We start from the raw sequence: 26,997 nt of genomic DNA, 5'->3' as shown, positions 1-26,997 counted from the left end.
TGCTTTCAATGCAGACTGCATACGCTGTTGATACAAATAGAGGTGTTCTTGAGCCCGCAATTTGGCTGCAAACTTCGCCAAAGCTCGCGCCCTATACCACCAGCCAAGATATGAGCTTTAGTGCCAAGCAACATCGCTATCTTTGGCTCCCTAAAGGGCATTGGCTAGACATTGACCCTGAGCTTCTTAATAAATTCATTATTAGTGCGGGGAATACGCAATACATACAACAACGCCTACAAGTGCATCGCGATTTATTATGCGATACGAAGCGATGCCAACTCCCCGCTTTGGGCCATAACAGAATCGTCGCCATCCAAAATCACCTAGATGAGGGTGCCACGTTCAGCGCTATGATTGGTCATATACCACAAAATGTAGATAGCTTTAGACGAGCCTTGTCGCTTGCTAAGCCCTCAGTTGTAACTAAAAACCGCAATGGCAGTGAACGTTATTATCAACTAAGCAAAGATGACGAAGTCACCTTGTTTTTCTCGGCAGCAAAAAAGCTTAAATTATCTGTTCGCCAAAATATGCAACAGCCTGATGAAAAAGGCGTTATATATGCGTATGTCGATAAACAACTGATTGCTAAAATCAATACCATTAATAGCCAAGCCTTAGAATATAAAGAACAGTCGCTAGGCCTTGAAAATATTGAGTACCTAGCTATCGCTGCCGGACAATACTTAACGATAAAAAGTAAAACCGATGCATTTATCAAACTGGAGCAAAGTCACCGCGCAATTTATGATGATAAGGCAGCAGAAAAAGAACAAGAAAAATTACTGTTACCCTACTGGTATCAAATCGCTGATGATGCAATTACGGCGGTTTATCGCGACCACTCATTGCAAGTGTTTAGTGATGATGTAATTAAAGCAAATAACTCACTTGCCTTAAAACGCCGTACCAACTTGCTATCTATGATGACTGGGCAATCTCAGCTTAAGGGTAGTTATCGCACTTTGAACGCAGTTGAGTCTCAAAATAGTATGGTTACTGAACTCGTTGAACAACGCTTAGTAGACGATCAGTTTTATCCACGTATAAATCAACAGCTCCGCCTTATAGCCACTTTAAGCCAATCTGCACAGCTATTTGATTTATCTAGTGAAAAACGTGCAACACCTCGGTTAACTTTAATTGCAAGGAGCACTAAAGACAGCCAATTGAAACTATCTGCAGGTGAAAATAGTTGGTTAGTAAACCTAAAAGCAACAAATGACTTTCAAACATTATTTATCTCTGTGCCACTGAGCAGTCAGTCATTAACAATTCAAAGCTTAAGTAGTCAATCAAATAAAGTTGAGTTTGCGCTGTATGCAAGAACGCTTGCTGATCTGCCCAGCGACGAAGTGATATATCAACAAGCAGTTAATGCTAAGAATATAAGCCCTGCGATATCAAAACTGATTGCAGATGACCTACACAAACAACATGCTGATTATTTAGCGGCCATCGAGCCCTACGCGCCAGCACGTAAAAACGTCTCTGCATTTAATGCCGAACAATCATTATTAACAGCGAAAGATTTAGCTAGTAGCGCCCCTCTCGATGCCTTAGCATTTTTAAAACCTCTGACCCAAAATGCGAATACAACGATTGCCATACAAGCTTGGCAACTTAGAGTCGCAATTTTACGTAAACAGCAACAGTTCCACTTAGCCAATAGTTATTTAGAAGGCCTATACAAAAGTACACAGCAATTAGAGCTGAAGCGATTTGCAGCAAAAGCCTTGATTGATAGTTATCAAACAGAACGTCAAGATATTAAACTATTTGCACTGTGTGCAGGTAACTTAACAAGCATAAATGAGTGCCCGCCAGTTTTGATTAATTTAGCGGTAAAACAGCAAAAACATCGTTTGGCTGCGTGGCTGGCTCACTCATCAACTGTGCCAACTAAAGTGTCTGAAAGCTTTAAAGCGCTTAACTATCAAACTCTCAGTGCCACTCCCTTCATTGATGAAGCGCGTTATTTAGTAAAAGCAGGTATGCAAGAAACCTTTATTAACAGCCAGGGGAAATATCAAAATACTATCATCACACAAACAATGCCATGGCACTTTACAGCCCAAACACCTATTAATTTAGTTATTAAGGCTCGCACAGCAGCCAAGCAGAACGGTGAGTATCAAACTGCTTGGCTTATGGCTGAGAGTCAATATCAGCATAAACTCATGCCTATTTTTAGTGATATACCCGCAACTACTTTGTTTGTTAAAAACCAACAAGCGGCCTCAATTGCAGCCACACTAGTAATTCGCCTTAAAGCTGGTGAAGCGCTAAAAATAACAGCTGACCATACGAGTTATCTTGATGTGAGCTTCATTCCAGACTCTTTATTTAGTCAGTTCGATTATGTGTCTGACGCCGCAAATAAATCCCCATCAAATGATATTATGTCGCTTATCTACTCTGCAGACGCTACACAAGCCGAACTTTTATTAAATGGGCTTTATTTACTTAGTAAAAAGCGCCTTACCAATAACCAATACACACAACTTCTTCAGCGCTTAGAAACCTTAGATGCGGATTCTAAGTCGACCTTTTTACAAAACAGAATAGAAAGTTATGGTCAATGGCAGCCATTAGATAGTTTGCTCGACTTTGCTGGTACGCGATTATTTGACATGCAAAGTACAGCACAAAGTAGCTTTGCAGATCGTTTTACATTGCTAAATACGCAGGCAGGTTCCAATAAAGGCATACTGCTGCGCCCTTTCCACACATTACACATTGATTTAGCACAAACTGAAGGGCAACAAATTCGCTTTAAATTTAACTTTTCTACTGCTGAATTGGCTCGTGCAAATGTTGCTAACCTGTCATTACAATTAGCAAATGATCAAAAGATCTGGTCAGTCACAGAGCAGCAAAGCATTCCTTTCACATTTAACAAACGTGAATTGGATAACAACATCATTTCTGTCAGGTGGTTGAACCCGTATCTATCGCAGCATCTAACAATTGAGGCTGAACAATATGTTACAGGTCGCTGGCAACACCTAGAGTTGCCGACAACGTTACTATTTTACACAGTGACACCTGATACGCCTTTAATGGCCAAATTACCTGCTGACAGACTCATTAAGTTAGAACAGATGAATGAATTTAAGCGAACAGAAAGACGTTTCTTCCACCCTGCGGGTAAGGTTGAAGTGACTGCGGATAAATTACAATACGTTCGCCTGTATAGCTGGCAGCTAAGTGAGCAAAGCAATAAAATTTCACCTTACTCACAGGCAAAAACCCTGTTGCCTGAACTGGTCACTTATCAAGCGCCAGAAAAGCCCTCTATTATCAATGAGCAGATAAACCTACATAGTGACGAATTAAATTGGCAGGGATTTATTCGCTACGATCAACAAACAATTTTCCAAAGTGCCGAAGATATACCTGCCCGTAAAGAAATAGATATAGGTGCCCGCTTACGCCTCAATGATGATAACCACTGGTATCAATTAGAGGGCTATTACTCTATGAGCGATAGCCAGGCTGATATTTTTGCCCTAAATGGTTACCATTCTTGGCAAGATGAAAACAGCCCATGGTATATCGACACACAAATCAACTCACGTTGGCAGCCAAACCATGATAGTTTTGACTTACAGTATGCATTAGATGCAAGTATCAGTATTGGTCAGTCTTGGCAGCGCGATACTGTGCACCGTCACCAATGGCAAGTAACGCCTTACATTCGCTATAGCAGCGCAGACCTTGATGATTACTTAGCAGATGAGCAACTAAACTCGAGCGTTTTCAACTTCTACCGTGAAAATCATGCATCTGGCTGGTTGAGTTATTACCAGTACCGTTATCAACCTTGGGTTGATAACTACCTTAACTTTGGTGTTTCCTCTGGCTCTAACGATGATTGGATAAGCCTAGACTACTTACGTTTCAACTCAAGCTGGAATCAGTATTATCGTGGCCACATTTTTCAAGTTGGTTTAGATAGCTACTATCGCTTTGCCGATGAGCATAGAGCTACAGCCACATGGCAATACATCACTCGCTTTGCGTGGCAAAAACAAGTCAATTTAGGCAGTTTTACAAATGGCTGGCTGAAACTAAGCTGGCAGCAAGACTGGGTCTGGAACAATCATAATATTAGTCTAGAGTTTTCATCAGGTAATAACCAGCACACCGGCTTTGCACCTTTTGCTCATGATGAAATTATTTTCCCCGCACTTCAACTTAACCATTTGCTAGAGCACAGTGATTATGAGCAGTAAACAACTTAAACAACGCCTAGAAACCTTGCTATTTGCTGATATAGCTAGTTTTTGGCTAGACTTATACCGTCAGAAGTATCATGAACTTGTTGATGAATTAAGCCAATGGGAGCTAATAAAAAATCAACCTGACGACGACGATGAAGATGACTGGCTTTTATTACAAGCGATTGCTTTCCTAACTCACAAGATTGAAACCTTGCAGAATCAGTTGCTTAAACTTGATACCGACCATCGCCGTTTTGTAGAGCGCTTAAGCCATGCAGAGTTAAAAGCAGAACGTGAGTTTCACATTCTTGATTACGCATACACTTTAGGGGCAGACCGACTGCAGCTAAAAAAAGATCAAGAAGCTTTTCAGCGCTGGTTTGATGAAGGTGCGATGATTAATCGCTATCAAGATAAAACCTCTGAGCTTGAACAATCACTGAAATTTTTAATTGGTAAACTTGGGGATTTAGCGAATCGCTATTTACGTAGCCACGCTGACGAAATTGCGCAATCATGGCTGACTCTAAATTTAGAAAGCTTTTTCTTGTCGTTATTAGAAAAAACTGACAATGAAGCCATTCGCAACTCAATTTTTCGCGCTTTGGCAAATCAAGTGCAGCTAATAAGTGAATATGTAGATGATCCTGAGTTTAATGCCGAATTAGTAGAAAACTTACTACAGTCTCTTGAAAAAATAACAACCCCGCATGCTGCAAAAGTCGATATCTTAGAAATTTTAATTAATTTAAGGCCAACATTCACACGCTACTATATGCGCTCTCATATTGATTTAGAGCTACCTGAAAATGAGCAAATTGACCGAAGGCAGTTATTTTTACTCAGTGCCTTTGCTGGTATTCTTAGCAAACAGCTTAACCTCAGTGAGGTTAACATTAAACTATTATTTTTACTCGCCAAGCATCGCTACCCAAGAGTAAGGCAAAGTGTCTATGAGCAATGTGCTGTATTGCCATGGCCATGCTCTCAACAGCTTATTTTAGAGGGCTTACAAAATGAGACTCAACAGGCTGTTAGGTTAACTCTGATTAAGCAATTAGCCGATCCACGTTTCAGTGAGCATCAGCAAGGATTCAAAGTTTGGCAACAACAATTAATAGCAACGGCTAGCTTTGCTGAAAAGCGCTTATTACTCGAGTTAAGTCCTCGCATTATGTTTAACCTGCAAGTGGATTGCCATACAGAGCAGCAAGCTAATAGTTTATTTAAATCATTTGTGGAATTTTTAAATCAGCGCCTAGAAGATGAGCCGAGCCTCGCTATTCGTCGCATTATCAGCCGTGTACGAGAACAACTTGTCAGCTTTATGCACCAGCAGCAAGTAGCACAACTTGAAGTTGACCTGAGCGCCCACAAAAATCTAGATTTAGCTGATTGGAATGAGCAGTTACTCGGCAGGTTACTAAGTAATCAAGCGCAAAATTATGAAGCCTACAATGTCAGTTCGCGAAAGAAATCATGGCAAGTACAATATGGCTACAAGCGAGGCTTTCGTTTTTGGCGACTTTGGCATGAATTCAAAACGCCGAGTACTGATAAACGCCAGAGTTTTAACCACATGCATGCAAGAAAACCAAGTGCATTTATGCATGTACCTAGTAGTACAGTGGCTGAAATTAGTCAAACAGAAGTCCCTGGCGAACCACGCTTTGATGAACAGCAATTTAGTGCTCGTGAACACTTGCCATTACTCGACTTTCTTTTGAGCAGCCTTTCTCAAGACAACCTAAAAACGCCAGCAAAAACCTATACACCGGATGGTATTCTCATAGTGACCCCACCGAAGAGCCTATTTAAAAGGCTTTACTGCTATAGCTGGATATCGTTTAACTATGAAAAATTAAACGAGCTGAGAAATGGCTCAGAAGTTGAACAAAAACAGTTTTTAGAGATATTAAAAAGTAAAGGGTTTACACTTGATTTTCAGCCGTATGGTAGCGTACTTGATACAAACTTCCCGGTAGAAACAAGTATCAGTAGTTTATATAACAAACTCGCAATTACACCATTTCTGTTTAATCTATGGTCAAGCTTTAAAGAGTATGCTTATTCAATTTACCAAAATAGCATAGGCCAGCTTATATTCTTTGTGCTCAGCTTTATCGCCTACTTTTGGGCAAGGCATTTGAAAATAAGTCGTCAAATAAAGTCTGACAGAGCACACATTCCGGTTTCAATTGGTGGTTGGGGAACGCGAGGAAAGTCAGGAACTGAGCGTTTAAAAGCCGCACTTTTTAGTAGCCTCACGTTAAAAGTTGTTAGTAAAACCACAGGCTGTGAAGCGACCATGATCTATGCCCGAGCCAGTGGTGAACAGTTCGAAATCCCTCTATTTAGACCCTTTGATAAAGCCAGTATTTGGGAACAAAGTGACGTTTTACATTTTGCCAAAAATGTTAATGCGGATGTTTTTTTATGGGAATGCATGGGCTTAACTCCGCGTTATGTCAGAATTTTGCGAAACTGGATGCAAGATAGCTTTTCAACTATCACTAACGCCTATCCGGATCATGAAGATATATTAGGGCCAACAGGTATCGATGTTGCTAATGAAACAAGCCATTTTATTGGTGAAAACAGCTTAGTATTCACCAGTGAGCAAAACATGGCCCCTATACTTGAGGCGAATGCGAAGCAAAAGAATTCAAATTTAATTCAAGTTCATTGGGCTGATGGCCTACAAATTACCGAAGATATTCGAGCTCTTTATCCATATCAAGAGCATCCTGCAAATATTGCCTTAGTTTGTAAGATGGCAAAACACATTGGCCTCAGCAAAGATTATGTCTTTAAAGAAACCTCTGCGCGAATTATTCCTGACATCGGCGTATTACAACAGTTTCCTCGGGCACCAATAGGTTCTATAGAGCAGTCTTTCGTAAATAGTATGTCGGCAAATGAGCGCTTAGCAACGCTTGAGAATTGGCGCAGACTCAGTCTTTATGAGCTCAATGATTGCCCTAAGACACAAGTCATTGCATTGATTAATAATCGTAATGATCGTGTCGCTCGCTCGAAAGTCTTCGCTAATATTTTGAGCCATGACTTAAGGTTTGACCGAATTGTAGTGATAGGTACTAATGTAGATGGCTTTTATAGTTATTTTATTAATGCATTAACAGAGCGAATTGATAAGCTCATTGAAAATAATGATATTGAAGAACTTGAAAGCCTATTGGTACAACTGAACTTATTTACTGCAGAGCAGCTCCATGCCCGCTTTGTCCATGCATATGGGCAAACCAATGCAGATAAATTAATGTCGCTGAGTGAAGGGACACTCAATAAAGCCTGCGTAAAAGAAATTCTCGGAGATATTTTAGACTCACAAGTAGGTGTTATTTTGAGTTATTTCCGCCACCACTTTCAACGAAATGCGCTTGCTGCTTTACAAGAAAACATAGCTGAAAATGCAAATGAAATAAAAGAGCGCCTATTAACTATTACTAAGTCTAAAATAACAGTCCATGAAAACAGCAATTTATCTGCCGATGAACTTACTATTTCAACCGCCGATTTAGCTCTGCCAAATACACATCAGGTTATTGTAGGTATGCAAAACATAAAAGGTGCGGGTTTAAACTACGTGTACGCATGGCAACAGTGGCAGAAAATACATCAAACCATTCGCCACTTATTTACTGAACAGTGTTCAGCTAAAGAGTTTCGTACCGCACTTACAAACTTAAATATGATTGTTTCGTTCAATCTCATTGAAATAGACTATATGAAACAACATTTAGCAACTTTAAAGAAAACTCACCTTGCGCAAAATGAGTTTTGCCAGGCTGAAATATCTAGCCTGTTAGAAAAACTTGAAGAAGATGAATCAAACCAAAAGCAGGAGCAACAACAAGCCTTACTTGTGAAATACTTCAATCAACTAATTGAATCATTTTTAGATGCCGGTGCTGCAGTAAAACGGAAAAAGCGCGCAAACCAAATTTATCGCGATATTGCAGATCAGCGTATCACTCTAGAAAAAGCGATTAAACTACTCGGTAAACTTAGTCGCAATCAAAAGTCTGGATGGTTCGCGAACAAGTCAAACCAAGACTAACTTTATGGTTAGACCCAAGACCAAACCCCAATACTTACGGGTTTGGTTTTTTTGAGCTATAAAAAAATCTTGAAAAATCAGAAATTTCCGATCAAAAAACAAGCTTTTACAAATCATAAAGTTAAACGATTAAACGTAAAATCACCGCAAATCCGGCTTGTTCCTTAATTGAACAAAAGCCATTTAAAGCAGTAAAATTATACTATTCAATATTAATTTTATGTTAATCACCTAACGGAGAGTGTCATGAAAAGCTTGGTTACTAAACTAGCAATTTTACCTTTAGCTATTGCATCAACGATCGCAATGGCTGGCACAAATTTAGTAGAAAACGGATCATTTGAAAATACAGATACAGTGACCGCTCACAATGGTCAATGGCAGTTATTTGATGTAATACCTGGTTGGACTCGTAGCACTAACGCTAAATTTGAAATTCAAACCAATAAACTTGGAATTATTCCTGCACAAGATGGTGAGCAACTCATTGAGCTTGATTCAACAGCCAACTACAGTATTTCGCAAGCAATTGCGACGACTGCTGGGAATCAATATGAAGTGAGCTTTTACTATTCTGCACGTGTAACAGGCAATGAACAAACAAATAAAGCAGAAGTTTTCTGGAATGGTGAATCATTAGCCGTTGTCAACAGCAGCACAAAAGGCTGGACTAAATACAGCTTTACAGTTGAGGCTGACAGCGCAAGCTCAGTGTTAAGCTTTGCAGGCGCGGGGACATCTGATTCAGTAGGTGCATTCATCGACAACGTCGTAGTGACTGAAATTCCGGCACCATGTGCAGTTGTAACCGGTTTATATGGTATTAATAACTTTGGTTCTGAGACTGAAGGCTATGTGTATCACTTTAACCCAGAATCAAGCGCTGTAACTGTAGTTGCTGGCCTGAGCAATACAGCATCAAATATTGCTAGCAAAGACGGTATGCTGTACTTCATGGAGCAACTTGATAAAAGCAGCAAAGCGTCAAAAATCTATAGCTTAGATTTAGCTACAGACACGCAAGCTGAAGTTGCCGATGCGACATCATTCCCAATTTACCGCTCAACAGTGACTGCGGATGGTCTGTCTTTACGTGCGACAAGCAAAACATACATGTATGATTTTGACCTAACTACAGGTGAAAAAACGGTATTAGGTAAACTATCGTATGAAGGCGATACATTTGCAGACGGCGACATCGCTTATTCAAGTGATTACAACGTACTTTACGTGTTAACAGGTCAAGCACTTTACACAGTGGACGAAGGTAACCTTGAATTAACCCGAATCGGTGAGCACGGTGTTAATTGGGCGTCAGGTATTGCGATTGCTGATGACGGTACAATTTATATTTCAGGTAGAGAAAGCGGCGAGAATGCAAAAATCTACACCTTAGATCAAAACACCGCTGAAGCGACATTCGTAATGGATGGTCCGGCACACGTAAACGATTTAACGTTTGTTAGTGAAGCAGTTTGCGCAGCAGAGTAAACTGTGTTTAAAGCCATAAAATGCCAGCTTAGCTGGCATTTTTTTTAGCTAATCTTGGGTATCACTTATTAGTGAGCTTCTTTTGCTCTAACATTTCTTTCCAGTGCATCACTTCTGCTGGCAAAATAGGTGCAACTCCGCTAAAGCCTGCAACTTCAAGCATTTCTTCAACGCTCACAACACCTTTTTTACGTTTAAATACACCACGCACATAAGCAATTGCATGCAAACCTCTTTCTGAGTGAAACTTTTGCTCAATGTAAAAGTATTTATGATCCCAGCCAACCAAGCGAGTGCTAACTGTGTACTTTTGCATTGGCTTAATATCGCGAATATAGGTAATTGCAGTTGCATTAACGATTGGAAACCAGCGGCGCTTCATTATGTGCTTTAACAAGCCTACTCGCTCAGTCATCCAAGTACGGGCAAGATCCATCATTGCTAAATAACGAGAATTAGTTAGATGAAAATTGATATCGCAATCGGTTGGTAACGCTTTAAATTCAATATCAATCGTGTCTAACAATTGCTGATAATCACGATTACGTTTAATTTTAAAAAACAGTAGTATAAGTCGAAAATAGAGGTTCACGGAAAAGGTCTAACCAGTTGATAATGCACAAAGTGTATCACAGCATATTGCTAAGGCGAATATTCTGCTCTAATCTGTGCATATATTAGTATAAAAAAAGAATAACCTAATGAAATTATTTAGTTTGGTCACTCTGTTTTCAGCCAGTTTATTTACCAGCTCTGCCTTTGCAGATTTTAACTTTGCTGGGGATGGAACCTTAAAGTACCCAACGGGTGTTGAAAAAGCCTTTAAATTTGGCTTTGCTTGGCAACAAGATGCTGAAAAGTTCACTATTGGTGATAAAAGCTATGATATGTCATTACCTGAGTCATATTCTGTGGCGATTACACTCAGCAAAGACGAGCAACAGGTATGGGTTCAGGAATTTAATAATGGCTTTATTGAAGGCTTCAACTGGCAAATTGCTGATCACACCCTAAAACTCGAAAAGCGCAAATTCAGCGATTCAGTCAAAGGTGATTATGTTATCAGCCTTGATAATCGAGACTACTTTTTTGCCCGCAACAACATCAGTGTTGTTATTAAGTTCGACGATGAGGGTATTAAAAATATCGCTATCGATGGTGTCACCAAGGATATGGGTACCAAACAATAGTTTTTAATCGAAAAGAAAAAGGCTTAGGTTTTACCTAAGCCTTTTTTGCTTAATTAAGCTTTATAATTAAACCTTTACTGTTTTGCGGTTAATACCGTAATCTCGAAGCTTATTTGCTACTGCCGTGTGGCTCAAACCTAATCGCTTAGCGAGTTGACGAGAGCTTGGATAAGCAGGATAAAGCTTACGAAGTAAAGTCGCCTCAAAACGTTTTACCGCTTGGTCTAAGGTTCCTTCAAAGTCAGACTCAAGATAACCTAAATCATGGGTAAACGTTGGTAACTGAAGATGCTCAATACGCAATTCGTTATCATCTAACAACGACACAGCACGATAAATCGCATTTTCTAATTGGCGCACGTTACCCGGCCATGGGTAATCTTGTAAAAAGCGTAAACAATCCTCAGACATCACAGGCACAGAATGACCATTTTGCTGGGCATACTTTTGAATAAAGTGCTCTGCTAGCGGGCCGATATCTGCTTTTCTATCACGTAATGGGGCTATTTCTAAGGTCAAAACATTAATTCGGTAATAAAGATCTTCTCTAAATGTTCCCTCTTGCACCATCGCTGGTAAATCTTTTTGTGTTGCGGCAACAATACGCACATTTACTTTTACTTCGTTTTCATCACCGACTTTTCGGAAGGTACCGTCTTGTAAAAAACGTAGTAGCTTAGTTTGTAGCTGAGTCGACATTTCACCAACTTCATCTAAAAACACTGTGCCACCATCAGCTTGCTCTAAAACGCCGCGTTTTGGTGCCGCGTTTTCTTCATAGCCTGCGTAACCAAATAGTTCAGACTCAGCGACATCATCAGGCAACGAAGCACACGACAAAGCGATAAACGGTTTTACTGAGCGGTTTGATGCGTAATGACAAGCACGAGCAAGTAGCTCTTTACCTGTACCGGTTTCACCAGTAATCAGGATTGGCGCTTCAAGTTGTGCCATTTTACGCGCTTCACGAACCACACGGCGCATTGCAGTACTAAAGTTATGTATGGTTGCAAAACTTTCTTGGCCATAACGACGGAACGCACTGACTTGTTGGCCTAAGCGACTTTGTGATTTGATATTGATAACGGCACCGGCTAATACATCCCCTTCAGCACCTTGGGGTACTGAAATAGGTAGAATATCGGCAATAAAGTCTTCGCCAGCTACTTCAACTCGGGTTGTTTGGCCAAGTACTTCTTTGCCTTCTAACCAACGCGTAAAATTAAAGCCTTTAAGCAGATTATTGATGTTAGCGCCAATCACTTCGCTTTCAGATAATTGCAGGTCGCGACACGCAGCATCATTACATAAACGCACCCAGCCTTTAGCGTCAATAGATATCACACCGTCAGGCAATGCACGCAGTAATGTATTTAACTCATTATGCTCTCGCTCAGAAGGTAAAAATGCAGTTGTACGAACGTCTTTCACGCCATCTATCAAACGGATAGATGGCATAATTTTTTGGAATTGTTCAAACTCAATAGGCGGAAAGCTCACGTACATTCGACAATTAACCGAATCTACCTCGATGCCTTTTAAATCAACTTGGTAACTAACCAAGATATTGAGAATCTCTTGTGCGATACCAATTCGGTCAGCACAGTGGATATCTAAACGCATTACATCCTCAAAAAACGGGAACCTATAGTATGAGAATAATACGCTAACTCCCTGCAGCTGGGTAGTCTATTGTAAACAATTTTGGACAAATAACTTAATTAGTCGGGTACTTGGTCCATTCTCCACCATCTAATTGGATGTAAGGCTGCCCTTTTATGTACATCATTACCGTATCTTCATTCTCGGCGACCTTGGCTGAAGTTGGTAAATTATCAAGCACTCGGTTAATGGGTACCGTACCTGTGAACAAATCTAACTTCATCGTATTGTTGATTAACTCTGACAGTGAAAAGTAACTCATTGTTTCATCAACGACATTCAGCCCATCATGCTTTATATCAGGACCGATGAATTTAACCGCAGTTGGCACTGAAACTATTGAAGGGCTCGGAATTTCGCGCAAACCAGAGAATTGTAGTTTATCACCCTGTAAGGCTGCCCCATGCTCAGGCACAACCACCAGCATAACATTACGACCTTGCGCTTTTAACTCAGTTATAAACTTATCAATGTCATTAAATAAGCGCTGTTGTCTAAGCGGATAGCTTTCAAAGCTATTCATACGTTCACGACCAGCAAGTTGATTGCCATCGTGTAAGCTAATGGTGTTGTAATAAAGAGCCCTAGGCTGCTCACTCGAACCTTGCTTTTTCAACCAGTTAGTGAGTATATCCGCATCAGAATAAATTGGTTTGCCATCGAAACCATACTGCGCAGCACTAAATTGGCTAAAATCCAGTTTTGGCACAGAAACACCACCGTATTGTCTGATCAAACCTATAAAGTCATCAAAATGTCCATCGTGGTTAAGAGCCACACTGGTTTTATAGCCAAGCTCAGCAAGATTAGTGAATAGCTGACATTGCTCATCAACAGGTTTAAATAGTTGCTCTTGACTTGTTTGCCCGCAACTTGCTCGTAATAAACGAATTGCCGCAGGGCCACTGTACGACGTTGCTGAGTTAAATTGGCTAAACAAAATATCAAAATCAGCAAATAAGTTACGTGGCTCAACACCAATTGCATTTAAATCAGCCGTCGCTAAAGAGCAAATATTTAGCACAACAACATCAAATGGTTGACCATTAAATACATCAGGAAACTGGCTTTGTAGTAAATTCTGTTGCTGGTAAAAGTCTTGTAACTGTTGATCCGGTGTCTTTTGTTTTGCTGTATCAGAAACTAAAACGGGTACTTGCTTTTTTGTAGTTTGGCTATTGCTTGCAACTTGAGTTGTAACCTCATCACTCGTAACAACCCCACTTAACCAAAACGCATACAAAAAGCCAATTATTGAAATACTGGTGTAACGCAACCACTTAACAGTAAACCAATAAAAAACCACTAAAGCAAAGAGCGCAAAAATCATATCGAGGCTAACAACGCGCGCTGTGATCTCAAAAAAGTAGCCGACGCTAAAGTCTTGTACATTGCCAGCTTGCTTGGTGAGCCTAGAAATCGGGGGCAACCACGAATCGTGATACAATAAAGCCGCACCTATCAGCACACTCATAGCATGTTTGATTCGAGACAACCAAACATGTTGAAAAGAGATAGCTAGAAAAGCAAAAAATGCTAAGTTTGCAAATAAATCAAAAGAAATATCACCTCGGCTATACAGAACAAACTTAACTAAAAAGTATAAATTCCAAATACCTAATCCTGAAAGCCTCACTTGTTATCCTTCTTGTGTCGTTTTGGCGTATAAGGCGTTAATAATACATGCCTAAATGTTAGTTTTCGGTAGAGCACGACTGCTTTATTAAACAATACCTTACCTGTATTACTCAGCAAAATGCCGATTAACATTGCGATAATAAAAGTAATAAAAAACTGATTTAAGCTCATGACAGCTCACCTTTTAAGGTCACTTTTACTGGCTCAGATATAGGTCGAATCACTTTTTTAAATTCCGGTGTCTCTGTATTTAAATTTGCAATGTCTGCTGTTTTTGTATCAAAAATATAACTGACGTTTTCTTGCAATTGCTGGGTAAAGTCGGTTATTTCAGTATCAGCAAAATGACGTTGCATGCGGCGACATTCTTGCTGAATATAAAAATGATCAGCAATGACATTTTTTGACATAAAAAAGTCGCTTACCTGTAATTTAAATAAATGTTTAATCGCACTTTCCACATCGTGTTCTCGACAAGCATGTAGATAAAGGTAAACCGTGCCATCAGCAAAACTAAAAATATCCCCTTCACGTTTTACATGAAATAAATGTAATGGGTGTATGGCATCAATACGCGGTAAAAGCTGCAACATAACAAGCACGCCACTTACACCCAGATTGGCAGCTGAGTCACTATGTTTAGCAACCTGCTGTACGAACTTATCTGGAGACAAATAACCTTTAGCTAATACATTTTCGCTGTATTTTAGAACATCATCAATAGATTTCGGTAGTGGCCTTGTAAACTGAAACCCTTGAATTGACTGAATTTGTGACAGTAAACGCGAAGGCTCAGAATAACTATATAAAATAAGGTTAACCCCTAAAGTTAAAAATAAGCACTCGTCCTGGTGACGAATAATGCCATCAACATTTTGAATTACTAATTTCAGTCGGCGACCACATTTCTTTCGAAGAGAGAAACAATCTTTGGCTAACGCTTTTAAATCAGTGTATCGGGTAACTGCAAAAACTAACGTCGCTGATTTTTTGGTAAGCCCTTTAGAAAAAAGAGCATCATTATCATCAATTATTTTATAAAACACGGGTAGCTTTGTACCCTCAGGTACAGCACTGCGAGTAAGCCATACCTCGTCTTCATCAAAGTCTTGCTCCGTTGCAAGAGACTTATCATCAGCCTCTTGCTCTACCTCAACTAATACAAGTTGACCATCATGAAGCTGTAAATTAACCGAACGCCCAGCGATAACTCCTTCTTTATGACACCAATAATCATACTCAAGAGTGCGAATTGAGGCCTCTTGAGTTATATAAATAAGGCCATCAAAGAAACGGTTTAAGGCTAATAACTGACGTCTCAATTCACTGACATAAGCACCTGACATTAAAAACACTAAAGTGACATTTTTTGACTGTGACAAAGCAACATAGAGCTTTAGTTTTTCACCTAGCTGCTGTTCGTTCAAAGAGACTAAATGTTCTGAATCGACATGCACGATAACCGTACTGTTTTTTAGTTGCTCATACTGTTTTATTTCGTTAATAACACCACGGGAAAAATGCAAACTTTTTGATACATTCTCATTATGATGTAAATGGAAAGGACATAGTACCCCTTGTTCGAACAGGGTAAATAATAACTCGCTTCCCTCTCCTTCGAAAAATAATTCGACTTGTTCAGAGAGCAAAAAAACCGAGTCTTTATGATTGGTTAAAAGATGCCTTGTTAACTCTAATAACTGATTATCTAGCGGGGCAAGTAAAGCATAGTTTGCGCCTCGCTTTAGCTCAGAGAAAGCTCCGTTTAGTCCTGTAATATTTAAATGAGGCACCAACAAACCCTTAAAAAAGATACTTTAGTACTAGTTTTAAACGCTATTCTATATATAATGCAGATTATGTCCATGGATCGTGAACATTTTTAAGCTAATTTTTCTCATAACGGTTTTTTTAGATGAATGACTTTGCAGTAAAAAATTCACACACCTTAACTCAATACGATATTGAAAAGCTGTTACGCCAATTTGGCGGTAAGGAAACGGATTATGTTGAAATTGTTGATGTTGAAAAAAATCGAAAAACGATTGAAAAGTACCCCTTGCTTAACGATATCGCATTAGCAACAACACAAACACAGAGCACGAAAAAATTAACAAAAACGCAATAAAGAATCATAAATGAAGCGAATTTTTTTAAAAGGAATTAAAGGTGGCACTGGTACAACATCTATTGTGGCCAACCTTGCTTGTGCTTTGAGAAAATCAAATGTGCCTGTGTATGCCATCGATTTAGATCCAAAAGGCGACTTAGGCCTACACCTTGGTCTTGCATGGGAGCATCAGCTAGGCTGGAGTGATTATCCAAACTTTGCCTCTGCATGTGAGCAGTTTCACCAAGATAACGATGGCGTAAAGTTTTTACCCTATGGTAGCCGTTCGAACTTAGGGTTAGACTTTTCAAGCATTATAGAGAGTTGTCAGCAGCTTAATGACAGCGATGACAGCTGGTTTTTATTTGACTGCCCAGCCAATGTTGATGTGCACCGCTATTCACTAAATGAAGACGATATATTCCTTGAGATTATTAATTGTGATACTATTTGTCACAGTTTTGCTTTCAAACGTTTAAACACTCTAAAGCAGGCTGAATCATCTTGGCAGCATTATTTTTTAACCAATAAATATAATTCAGCCTCTGAGCTTGAATCAGATTTATTGCAGCTTTGGCAAACTGAATTACCATTAATTGCACCTCTATATATCAATAAAGATGAAGTCATCAAAGAAGCAACTGCATTTAGAAATGTGGCGATTAACTGTGCTCCATACAGCGTTGCTAATGATGACTTTGAAACGCTAGCCGGTTGGCTTGTAAGCCGCGCGAGTCAGAATGACCAATAGCATCCATTCACTCGGTGTCACACACCGACTATTTAAAGGTATTTTAGGGTTGTTTTTAACGAAGCAACTTGTGCGCTTCGTATTTATAAAATTTTATAGTTATTACAACCAACACAAAATGAGCCTATTGGGAGCGATTTTACTCCCCTTCTTTGTGCTTTTTTTGTCATTGTTTATTAAATTAGATAACAATAAAAAACGTGAGTTAAAGCTTAAACTTAAACGCTTGTATCCTCATGTTTCTCAACCAGTACTTACACCAAGCAATTGCATTCGGATTGTATTGCAAAGTGTGTACCTTGCGCTATTCAATACCACCACAACCTCACAGCAACATATCGCCGTTGAACAGCGTAAATCTTGGCGTAAAATCACGCGATCAGCTCGCTTATTGAGACTGGCAGACAGTAAACTAGTACGCTCTTTTAAAGGGCTTTGGTTAGTTGCTAGAAAACAAACAAAAACTAAATCATATAAAGCAGTGAGTCGCTCTCCACTTTGGAGAAACAGCACCTTAAAGGTCGCTTTTTTCACTCTCATTATTTTTGCGGTGGCTATATTTGTAACCGTGCCATTTAGTATTGAAGCGCAAGCAGTGTTCATTAGTTTAATTTTGGTGGTTGCTTATTCTCTAAGGCGGGTTGAAGGGAAAATGGCCACTATTGTGATGATCACCCTTTCTGTTACAACCTCTACACGTTATCTATGGTGGCGCTACACAGATACCCTGAACTGGGGTGACCCGTTAGCCCTAGCACTCGGGATTGGTTTATTGCTTGCTGAAAGTTACGCTTGGTTAGTACTAATATTAGGCTTTTTCCAAACCATTAATCCATTAAACCGTAAACCAATCGCGTTAGGAAAAGACACTGCAAACTGGCCAACAGTTGATATTTATATTCCTACTTATAATGAGCCGCTTGATGTTGTGAAGCCAACAACAATCGCCGCGCAAAGTATTGATTGGCCTGCAGATAAGCTTAACATTTATATTTTAGATGATGGTAAGCGCCCTGAATTTGCCGAATTCGCAAAGCAAATTGGTGTTGGTTATTTAACTCGCCCTGATAACAAACATGCCAAAGCCGGTAACATGAACCATGCGATGAAAGTAACTAGTGGCGACTACATTGCTATTTTTGACTGTGACCATATCCCTGCTCGCTCATTCTTACAAATGACAATGGGACAATTCATCAATGACAGTAAAGTGTGTTTAGTACAAACACCTCACCACTTTTTTTCTGCCGATCCATTTGAGCGCAATCTAAAGAACCATCGAAAAATCCCTAATGAAAACATGCTGTTCTATGGTTTAATCCAAGATGGTAATGATATGTGGGACGCAACCTTCTTTTGTGGTTCGTGTGCTGTTTTAAGGCGCAGTGCCCTTGAAGAAATTGGTGGTTTTGCCGTAGAAACCGTCACTGAAGATGCCCACACCGCGCTAAGAATGCAGCGCGCTGGCTACAAAACAACATATATTAATATTCCACAAGCCGCCGGCCTGGCTACAGATAGTTTATCTGCCCACGTTGGTCAACGTATTCGCTGGGCACGCGGCATGGCACAAATATTCCGATTAGATAACCCGCTGTTTGGTAAAGGCCTAAATATCGCGCAGCGCTTGTGCTATTTAAACGCTATGTTGCACTTTTTATCAGGCATTCCGCGAATTGTATTCTTAACAGCGCCACTGGCATTAATTTATTTTAATGCGCAAATTATCTATGCACCGTTTGTTGCCATCTTTCTTTATATTGTGCCAACCCTGTTACAGGTAAAAATAACCAACTCTCGAATTCAAGGTAAGTACCGCTATTCATTTTGGGGCGAAGTTTATGAGTCAGTACTTGCTTGGTATATTTTAAAACCCACGACAGTTGCGCTTATCAACCCGAATAAGGGTAAATTTAACGTGACTGAAAAAGGCGGTTTAAACAAGCAAGATCACTACGATTGGACGATTTCAAAGCCTTATATAATCTTGTTGCTTGTTAACGTTTTGGGTATGACCTACGGCGTGTTTAGATTGCTCTTCGGCGATAGTTCACAAATAGGTGTACTCGTCATAAGCATGCTTTGGGCAAGCTATAACGTGATAATTTTGGGTGCAGCTGTGGCTGTTGCCGCTGAAGCCAAACAAGTACGCAGCTCACACCGCATTAAAGCAAATTTCCCTGCAGCTATTCGCCTTGCTAATGGCCGTACTATTAAAGTAAAAATTACGGACTACTCAAATAATGGTGTTGGTCTTGAAACTGACCATAATCACCTTTGCCGTGTAAATGATAAAGTCGAGCTACTCATGAGCCGTGGCTTGAAGCAGTTTTCATTCCCAACTTATATCTGTAACACCCGCGATAAACAACTGGGTCTTACCCTCAGGGATTTAGATTTAGAAAAACAAAAAGCCTTTATTCAATGCACTTTTTCACGTGCTGATGCTTGGCTTGATTGGCAAGAAAACTTTAAACACGACAAGCCTTCATACAGCTTTTCTCACGTTTTTTATACCAGTCTAAGAGGCTTTAAGAACTTGATTTTCCATGCCCCAAATGAATTAAGACCCGCGATTGCGTTTGCATCAAGAGTCTTGTACTTTGTGGCGTCGTTATTACCTAAAAAACCAACAAAAGTACTAAAAACATCATGATAAAAACTTTTTTAACCTTGTTATTAGCTTTTGGCACACTCGGCATATCTGGCTGGGCGATAAGTGCTGAGCCTCTCTCTAATAAAGCGATTTTTGATGATGGTTACCCAGAGCAAGCACCAATTGAAAGCATGACGCTAAGCTTTGAAAAGCTTGGTTTAAGCAAGTTCAAGCTTGATGGAGTGAGTAATAGTACCCGTGTTGATTTTACAAACCGCCTCGATAAATTAGGGAAAAAACTGACCCTAGACTTTTCATACACAACTTCACCATCACTTATTGGTCGTGTCTCACATTTGAAAATTTTCTTAAATGAAAACCTTGTCACTGTGCTACCTATTGATGATAAGACAACGCCAATTGGCACAGTCTCTGAGCGCAGTATTGTTCTTAACCCTAAGCTAATTAAAGACTTTAACCAAATTCGCTTCGAACTAGTCGGTTTTTACGATCTGGTTTGTCAGGATGACTATAGTAAAACAATATGGGCCGAGCTTAGTAAAAGCAGCCGTATTTCTATTGACCGTCAGTCACTTGCTCTTGAAAGCTTACTTGAGTATTTCCCTGCACCATTTTTTGATTCGCGAGATTACAACAAGGTCACTTTGCCTTTTGTGTTTGCATCACAACCTGATGAAAACACACTCGAAGCAGCAGCTGCACTATCAAGCTTTTTTGGCGCACAAGCAAAATGGCGCAAAGCACAGTTCCCTGTGCAAATTAATGCAACACCGACAGAACATAGTGTCGTATTCGCAACAAACGACAACAAGCCTGATTTTTTATTGAATTACCCTGATGTTGAAAAGCCAACTGTAGAAATTATCAGCAGCCCTACTCAGCGCTACGCCAAAGTACTGCTTGTTTTAGGTAAAGACACAGCACAATTGAAAGAAGCCGTAGTAGGTTTAGTCTTTGGCTATAAAGTCATGACTGGTCGCAGTGCAACTATTGATGCAATTAGCAACTTACCACTTCGAGAAGCATACGATGCGCCACTGTGGGTGCGTTCTGATCGCCCAGTAAGCTTTGATGAATTTATTGAATACCCAACTCAGCTGCAATCGGAAGGCTATCGCGGTCTACCTGTTCGGTTAGACTTGCGTTTTGCACCAGATTTATTCACTTGGCGTGAAAATGGTATTCCTATTACCTTGAATTACCGCAACACGCCTGTTGAGCAAAACATTTTGTCGCGTTTGAATATGTTGATTAACGGTAAGTTTGTGGATGGTTTTATTCTTGATAACGAAGGCGGTAAAACGATTACAACCGATACCTTATTACCGCTTTTATCCGAATTCAATCCAACCAAAACTCGTCAAGACTTTGAGCTAACAGGGTTAGATTTAACTACAAATAACCAGCTGACTTATGATTTTAATTTTGCAGTCGTAAAAACCGGTGAGTGTAGCGCCATTCCTGCCGGCGGTGAATTTGGTGCAATTGATGGCAGCTCTACCATTGATGTAAGTGACTTCCATCACTATATTGCCATGCCAAACCTACGCGCCTTTGCAAATGGCGGTTTCCCATTCACCAAATATGCCGATTTACACCAAAGCACGCTTGTAATGGAAGCTAACAGCTCAGTTAACGCGATTAGTTTATTGCTTAATTTCACAGGTCATTTGGGTGCCATAACAGGCTACCCAGCGCACCGTTTAGACATTCAATTTCCAAGTAACCAATTGGCGCTAAACGATAAAGACATTATTATTATTGGTAAGCCTGACTCTTTCTTAAACTCACTTGCCAAAGACAGCGCCCTAAGTGTGCTTATCAACAACAACCAACGCATTGTTGATCAAGCTATCTATAATGGTGCCTACGACACTAAAGGTGCTGAAAAAATTAAAGTAAATATAAGCAGCATTGGTCGTTTAGCCGTGATGTCCGGGTTCCAGTCACCGTTTGATTCAGACCGCTCAGTAGTCTCTTTGATTGCCAGTAATGAAAATGCTTTTGCACTTCTCACTGATGCTCTACTGAATGATGATAAAACAGCTCAAATAATGGGAAGCTCAGCCATTATCAATAGCCAAGGCATCAAAACGATTAAAACCGATGAACAGTATTTTGTCGGTCACGTGCCTATTCATACCCTTATTTGGTTCCACTTTTCAGACCGCCCAGTATTGTTAGCGATTCTATCACTACTAACCCTATTACTTATTTCATTTATGTTGTGGCGAGTGCTCGCGCTACTTACCAAAAAACGTTTATCTGAAGGAGATCAGGCATAATGAAAACTATCGCTTCTTTACTATTCGTTTTTGTTTTTTCAAGCAACGCCTTAGCTCAGTTAAGCTGCAGCGCTTGGCCGCAATGGAATAACTTTAAAACTCACTTCATTACACCAGAAGGACGCGTAATTGATTTGGGTAGTGATTACAGTATTACCACCTCAGAGGGGCAATCTTATGCGTTATTCTTTGCTTTACTTGCCAATGATAAAGCCAGCTTCGATAAGTTGCTTGAGTGGACTGAAGTACACCTTTCTGAAGGTGATTTAAGTACCCGTTTACCAGCGTGGCAATGGGGAATAAAGCAAAATCAAGGACAAATCCTTGATTCAAATCCAGCTTCTGATTCAGATTTATGGATTGCTTATACCCTGTCGCAAGCGGCTATCTTATGGAATGAAAGACGCTACGCAGTGCTCAGCTCAGTGCTTGCTGAGCGCATCATTCGTGAAGAAACAGCGCAGATACCAAACCTCGGTCTGACTCTTTTACCTGGGCCAACAGGTTTTGAAAAAGACAGTAGCTGGAAATTAAATCCAAGCTATGCACCGCTATTTATATTTGCGCAATTTGCGCACCTATACCCGCACTCGCCTTGGCAAACATTACACGATAACTCAGCGCAGTTATTAATAGATACAGCACCAAAAGGCGTGAGCCCTGATTGGGTTAATTACAGCGTGGAAAAAGGCTTTTATCATGATAAAAGCGCCCCTGCTACAGGTAGTTACAATGCTATCCGCGTCTACCTTTGGGCCAGTATGATGGCAGAAGATGCCCCCTATAAAAATGCCCTTACAGAGCAGTTTAAACCTTTTGTTGATAGCATTGTTTCTTCAGGCAAAGTGCCATTAGAAACCAATGCTGCCACAGGCAAAACGGCAGGCAACGCCCCAAGTGGTTTTGTTGCCGCCTTATTGCCATTGCTTGCTGAAGATAATGCATCACAAACTGTGACGGCTTTACAACAGCAAATAATGATGGATACCCGCTTTACCACCAGCCGCTACTACGACAGCGTGTTGTATTTATTTGGTAACAGCGCATTGAACAAACGTTTTAGTATTGATAAAAACGGGGCTTTAACAACTAACTGGAGCAATGAATGCCGATAAAGTGGCTACTTGCTGCAGTTTTAGCAAGCTCCAGTGCATCCGCAGCAATAAACAAAGACCTTGATAGTCAATCAATTGATTGGTTAATTAGCCAAGTACAACTTGGTGAAATTGAGCGTGATAATCAATTGATGAGCGACAGCTTAGAAAAGCTGCAAAGCATTGCACCTAAAAATATCCAGGTGCAATGTGCCCAGGTGCGCGTTTTATATAGCCTCAAAGAAACCGACAAAGCCAATGCGCATTTAGCAGAGCTTAGTAACCTATCACATCCGTGCGTAACAAGCTTAAACCTACTTGCACGCGTCAATAACCAAGACAAAGAAGCGGTTCAACAAGCCAGGCTGCGTGCCAGGGCCGGACAATACAGTGACGCGGTAAAAATCTACAATCGGCTATTTAAATCCGCCTACCCTAATATTGAATATGAGCTGGAGCACATAAACTGGCTTGCTCAAGATCCAAATCAATATCAGCAAGCACTGCGCGGTTATCGTTCTTTACTAAAACGCTACCCAAATAGTGGCCGTTTTGAGCTTGCCTACGCAAGACATCTGTTAAAGCAAAACCCAACAAACAAAGAAGCCATAGAATTACTGAGCCATTATGCACACAGTAACCAATATGGTGTTGAAGCTGAGTTTGCGTGGCTTGCAGCCCTTGAGGATATGCCGCTCAATAAACAAACTGAGCGCGAATATCAGCGTTACTTTGCAGCCTACCCTAAAAGCAGTAAAGGTCAGCTACAATTTAGTGACTTTAAAAAAGCGCATTTAGCTGAACAAAAAAAGCAAGCAGACCCTGCTTATCAGACATGGCTTAAAGGCAGTGTCGAACTTGAAAAACGCCACTTTGATGCAGCAGAAAAGCTTTTCAATAAAGCACTGCGACGTCGTCCTCAAGATCCTGAAATATACAATAGCTTAGGTTTATTGAACTTAAGGCAAGGTCGTAATGCCAATGCTTACCAGTACTTTAAAAAAGCTCAAAAATACAGCATAGATGCAAACCGTATAACAGTTTTAAAAGGCCTCGCCAATACTGCTCGTTTTTGGCAATACATAGATGAAGCTAAATCAGCCATTAGTAGCAATGAACTCAAACAGGCTACGCTTAAGCTGGATTTAGCTGACACCTTAAATGAAGACCCTAATACGGTATTGTTTTACCGTGCTGAACTTGCCAAACAAGCAGGCCAACTTCAAAACGCGATGAACCTTTATAAGCAAGTGCTAAAAGACGATCCTCTGCAACAGCCTACTTTGCGTGCCATGCTTGAGTTAACCGCCTCAGATGGTAATTATGCTCGTAGTCATCGTTTTTATAATGGCTTAACTCGTCAGCAACAGGCATTAATTGCTGAAGATTACACCCTGTTACAAACACAGCAATTGCGAGCCCGTGCTGATGAGCTTACTGCTGAAGGTAAGCTAGATGAAGCAGTTGATGTGCTACTTATGGCAATCAAACAAAGCCCACGTCAAAGCTGGCTTTACTACGACCTTGCAAATTTATATCAACAACAAGGTTTAGTTGATCATGCCAAAGCTCTGTATAAAAAAACCTTGTGGCAATTTCCGCTAGATGCAGAGTTGCGTTATAGCCATGCACTATTTTTACGTTCGTTGAACGATTACCAAGGAGCACTGGCAACCTTAGATTACATTCCTAATAACGCGCGCACTGAACAAATTAATGTGCTTACAGAGCAGCTAAGTATTAATACCAAACTAGAAAGGCTCTCTGCCAACAATACAGCCACTAATAAAGCCACGGTGATTTATAAGCTCACCGAGTTAGAAGCACAGCCATTAACACCTTTAATGCAAGCTGAGCTTGCCAGTCAATGGCAACAAATTAATGAGCAGCAGTATGCAATAAGGCAACTGAAAAAAGCTCTTACTCGTGACCCAAGTTTGAGCCCATATTGGCACATGACATATGCAAATTGGCTAATTGAAAGCAACGATAAAAACGCTGCTGATAGCTGGTTTGCAGACTATCAACTGCCGAGTAACGCAACCCATGCAGAGCAATCACAATGGTTAGCACTACAAGTTAATTACGTTAATCGCTTTAGTGATAGTAACCAACGAGTTGCTAAGCTCTCAGAGCTTGCAACACGTTACCCTGATAACCCAGAACTGTCAGAGGCGCTGATCAATGCTCATATCGAGCAAGGCAATAGTAACCAGGCCATTACCCGTTTTGAGCAGCACGTTGCAAAAGGACAAACTGTGTCAACGGATACTGCTTTAGCTATTGCGACACTTGCTCGTCAGCAGCAAAGAGATGATTTAGCAGATCGCATCATTGCTGGGCAAATTAATCAAGTTTCGAGTGAGCAAAGCTATCGTCAGCAGCAATTAATGGCAGCCCTTGAACAATTTGAAGATAAACAGAGCGCAATAAATCTAGCTGAGCAATTGCTAGCTAAATCCAACAACAACCAAGAGCTTTATTATCAAGCAGCAGCGGTTGCGCAAGCTAAGCAACAAACTACGCTTGCGCAAAGCTGGTACCGCGCTGCCGTTGATCCAGATACGGCAACGAGCACCTTAAGCGATGAGCAGAACTATGAACTGTATGCCCTTGATGAAAATGAAGCTTGGTATGTCAATAATGCCAAGCGTCAATTGCAAGGTATTGAGCGCGATGAGCAAGCGTATATCACTGCTGCAATCAACTTAAGTAGCCAAACCAGCACACAAAATGAGTCCACACTGGGCGCTGGGGCAACGCCTATTGAAGCAGGTTTCCCGCTATGGGGTGGCACTGGGATTGTGAAATTAGACCCAATGACAATATCGAGCCAAGAAACCCGCTTTGATGAAACCTTTGCTGGTAGCCGCTATGGTCAAGGAGCCCTGTGTATTTTTGACTGCCCACTTTTAAGTATAAAACCAAAGCAACAAGGTATGGATATTGGCCTTGCTTGGCAAAACGAGCAATGGCGAATTGATGTTGGTACCACTCCACTTGGCTTTTTAGTCGAAGATATCGTGTGGGGCGTTAATTACAATGGTGATTTAGGCGACTTTGGTTATGGCGTCACGTTTAATAAACGCCCGGTTACCAGCTCTGTATTATCTTACGCCGGACTTGAAGATGTCTTTACCAACCAAGTATGGGGCGGTGTTAGAGCTACGCAATTACAACTTAGTCTATCTCATGACCTTGGCCTAGATTGGGGTTTTTGGGGCAGTACTAACTATCAAATCTTGCAAGGTAAAAACGTAAAAGACAATCAAAGCTACAGCCTATTGGGTGGCAGCTATTATCGTTATATTCGCGAAAGAAACACCGAATTAAGTCTAGGTCTTAACTTATTGCACTGGTCGTATAAGTATAATTTAAGTGAAGAAACCTGGGGACATGGTGGCTATTACAGTCCACAAAACTACTTGGGCGCTTCATTACCTGTGATTTTTGATAAGCGAGTTGGTCATAATTTTGTATACCGACTGCGCGCTGGCGTATCTTGGTCAACCACCACGACAGACGACATCGCATTTTTCCCTAACGACCCGATTTTGCAAGGCCAAGCAGAGGCTCAAACAGCTGTAACGGGTGTTGTGCCTTACTTTGAAGGCGATACCAGCAACGGTTTATCGTATAACTTAGGGGCAAGTTTTGAGTATCGATTCACGCCTCATTGGTTCTTTGGTGGTTACGTCAACTTAGATCGGGCCGATTTTTACGAGCCGAATTATGCTCAGCTGTACTTCCGTTATTACTTTAATCCGGTGTATAGCGAACTGGCTTTCCCAGGTAAACCTGTTGTGCCTTATGCAAGCTACTAACTGTCGCATCACAAGGGGCAAGTGT

The 26,997-nt window shown here is 40.6% G+C and carries 14 protein-coding genes; 10 read left to right on the top strand and 4 right to left on the bottom strand.

The features are described from left to right. Positions 1 to 8 precede the first annotated feature (8 nt). The 3 genes from EXT43_RS11020 (at position 9) to EXT43_RS11010 (ending at position 9,801) form a co-directional block, all read left to right on the top strand. On the top strand, positions 9 to 4,241 hold the full coding sequence (locus EXT43_RS11020; protein WP_130166984.1) for a hypothetical protein: 4,233 nt from the start codon (positions 9 to 11) through the stop codon (positions 4,239 to 4,241). Continuing rightward, a complete protein-coding gene (locus EXT43_RS11015; RefSeq protein ID WP_130166983.1) occupies positions 4,231 to 8,310 on the top strand; it encodes a poly-gamma-glutamate synthase PgsB in 4,080 nt (1,359 codons plus the stop codon). Before EXT43_RS11020 ends, EXT43_RS11015 begins: the two co-directional genes overlap by 11 nt. A gap of 246 nt (positions 8,311 to 8,556) precedes the next feature. After that, a complete protein-coding gene (locus tag EXT43_RS11010; protein ID WP_130166982.1) occupies positions 8,557 to 9,801 on the top strand; it encodes a DUF642 domain-containing protein in 1,245 nt (414 codons plus the stop codon). A gap of 61 nt (positions 9,802 to 9,862) precedes the next feature. On the opposite strand, the gene EXT43_RS11005 is transcribed toward EXT43_RS11010, so the two are convergent. Continuing rightward, positions 9,863 to 10,393 carry a thioesterase family protein gene (locus EXT43_RS11005; protein WP_054561929.1) on the bottom strand — a complete coding sequence of 177 codons (531 nt, stop codon included), beginning with the start codon at positions 10,391 to 10,393 and terminating at the stop codon, positions 9,863 to 9,865. Positions 10,394 to 10,502: 109 nt separating this feature from the next. Between EXT43_RS11005 and EXT43_RS11000 the strand changes: the two genes are divergently transcribed. After that, positions 10,503 to 10,991, top strand: coding sequence for a hypothetical protein (locus EXT43_RS11000; RefSeq protein ID WP_062564268.1), 489 nt, complete (start codon positions 10,503 to 10,505; stop codon positions 10,989 to 10,991). A gap of 66 nt (positions 10,992 to 11,057) precedes the next feature. Here EXT43_RS11000 and tyrR read toward each other — a convergent pair whose 3' ends face one another. The 3 genes from tyrR to bcsE form a co-directional block, all read right to left on the bottom strand. Beyond that, entirely contained in the window at positions 11,058 to 12,614 is a 1,557-nt protein-coding gene (gene tyrR / locus EXT43_RS10995; RefSeq protein WP_054561931.1) for a transcriptional regulator TyrR, read from the bottom strand. 94 nt (positions 12,615 to 12,708) lie between these two features. Then, positions 12,709 to 14,289 (bottom strand): cellulose biosynthesis protein BcsG, encoded by a 1,581-nt coding sequence (gene bcsG, locus EXT43_RS10990; protein ID WP_130166981.1) that lies wholly within the window; start codon positions 14,287 to 14,289, stop codon positions 12,709 to 12,711. Positions 14,290 to 14,458: 169 nt separating this feature from the next. Continuing rightward, positions 14,459 to 16,084, bottom strand: a complete 1,626-nt coding sequence (bcsE, locus tag EXT43_RS10985; protein WP_130166980.1) for a cellulose biosynthesis protein BcsE — start codon at positions 16,082 to 16,084, stop codon at positions 14,459 to 14,461. A gap of 122 nt (positions 16,085 to 16,206) precedes the next feature. Here bcsE and bcsR point away from each other — a divergent pair, with 122 nt between their 5' ends. From bcsR to EXT43_RS10955, 6 genes are read left to right on the top strand one after another with little or no spacing between them, the layout of a single operon-like run. Beyond that, the gene (bcsR, locus tag EXT43_RS10980) at positions 16,207 to 16,419 is read left to right on the top strand and encodes a BcsR/BcsP family cellulose biosynthesis protein (RefSeq protein ID WP_055021463.1); all 213 of its coding nucleotides are present in this window, start codon (positions 16,207 to 16,209) and stop codon (positions 16,417 to 16,419) included. Between the two features lie 10 nt (positions 16,420 to 16,429). Continuing rightward, the gene (gene bcsQ, locus EXT43_RS10975; protein WP_130166979.1) at positions 16,430 to 17,152 is read left to right on the top strand and encodes a cellulose biosynthesis protein BcsQ; all 723 of its coding nucleotides are present in this window, start codon (positions 16,430 to 16,432) and stop codon (positions 17,150 to 17,152) included. Next, on the top strand, positions 17,142 to 19,808 hold the full coding sequence (gene bcsA, locus EXT43_RS10970; RefSeq protein ID WP_062564264.1) for a UDP-forming cellulose synthase catalytic subunit: 2,667 nt from the start codon (positions 17,142 to 17,144) through the stop codon (positions 19,806 to 19,808). Before bcsQ ends, bcsA begins: the two co-directional genes overlap by 11 nt. Further along, on the top strand, positions 19,805 to 22,054 hold the full coding sequence (gene bcsB, locus EXT43_RS10965; RefSeq protein WP_130166978.1) for a cellulose biosynthesis cyclic di-GMP-binding regulatory protein BcsB: 2,250 nt from the start codon (positions 19,805 to 19,807) through the stop codon (positions 22,052 to 22,054). The genes bcsA and bcsB overlap by 4 nt, the downstream gene beginning before the upstream one ends. Beyond that, positions 22,054 to 23,169, top strand: a complete 1,116-nt coding sequence (gene bcsZ / locus EXT43_RS10960; protein ID WP_062564262.1) for a cellulose synthase complex periplasmic endoglucanase BcsZ — start codon at positions 22,054 to 22,056, stop codon at positions 23,167 to 23,169. The genes bcsB and bcsZ overlap by 1 nt, the downstream gene beginning before the upstream one ends. Further along, on the top strand, positions 23,160 to 26,972 hold the full coding sequence (locus tag EXT43_RS10955; RefSeq protein WP_130166977.1) for a cellulose synthase subunit BcsC-related outer membrane protein: 3,813 nt from the start codon (positions 23,160 to 23,162) through the stop codon (positions 26,970 to 26,972). The genes bcsZ and EXT43_RS10955 overlap by 10 nt, the downstream gene beginning before the upstream one ends. The last annotated feature ends 25 nt before the right edge of the window (positions 26,973 to 26,997 follow it).

The sequence above is a fragment of the Pseudoalteromonas sp. CO109Y genome, from assembly GCF_004208935.1.
In the GTDB taxonomy this organism is placed as follows: domain Bacteria; phylum Pseudomonadota; class Gammaproteobacteria; order Enterobacterales; family Alteromonadaceae; genus Pseudoalteromonas; species Pseudoalteromonas shioyasakiensis.
This window is presented reverse-complemented; position numbering and strand designations above follow the sequence as displayed.

Coding starts and splice junctions, on each gene's coding strand:
- EXT43_RS11020 (WP_130166984.1), top strand. CDS start 9: ATGCAGACTGCATACGCTGTTGATACAAATAGAGGTGTTCTTGAGCCC.
- EXT43_RS11015 (WP_130166983.1), top strand. CDS start 4,231: ATGAGCAGTAAACAACTTAAACAACGCCTAGAAACCTTGCTATTTGCT.
- EXT43_RS11010 (WP_130166982.1), top strand. CDS start 8,557: ATGAAAAGCTTGGTTACTAAACTAGCAATTTTACCTTTAGCTATTGCA.
- EXT43_RS11000 (WP_062564268.1), top strand. CDS start 10,503: ATGAAATTATTTAGTTTGGTCACTCTGTTTTCAGCCAGTTTATTTACC.
- tyrR (WP_054561931.1), bottom strand. CDS start 12,614: ATGCGTTTAGATATCCACTGTGCTGACCGAATTGGTATCGCACAAGAG.
- bcsR (WP_055021463.1), top strand. CDS start 16,207: ATGAATGACTTTGCAGTAAAAAATTCACACACCTTAACTCAATACGAT.
- bcsQ (WP_130166979.1), top strand. CDS start 16,430: ATGAAGCGAATTTTTTTAAAAGGAATTAAAGGTGGCACTGGTACAACA.
- bcsA (WP_062564264.1), top strand. CDS start 17,142: ATGACCAATAGCATCCATTCACTCGGTGTCACACACCGACTATTTAAA.
- bcsB (WP_130166978.1), top strand. CDS start 19,805: ATGATAAAAACTTTTTTAACCTTGTTATTAGCTTTTGGCACACTCGGC.
- bcsZ (WP_062564262.1), top strand. CDS start 22,054: ATGAAAACTATCGCTTCTTTACTATTCGTTTTTGTTTTTTCAAGCAAC.
- EXT43_RS10955 (WP_130166977.1), top strand. CDS start 23,160: ATGCCGATAAAGTGGCTACTTGCTGCAGTTTTAGCAAGCTCCAGTGCA.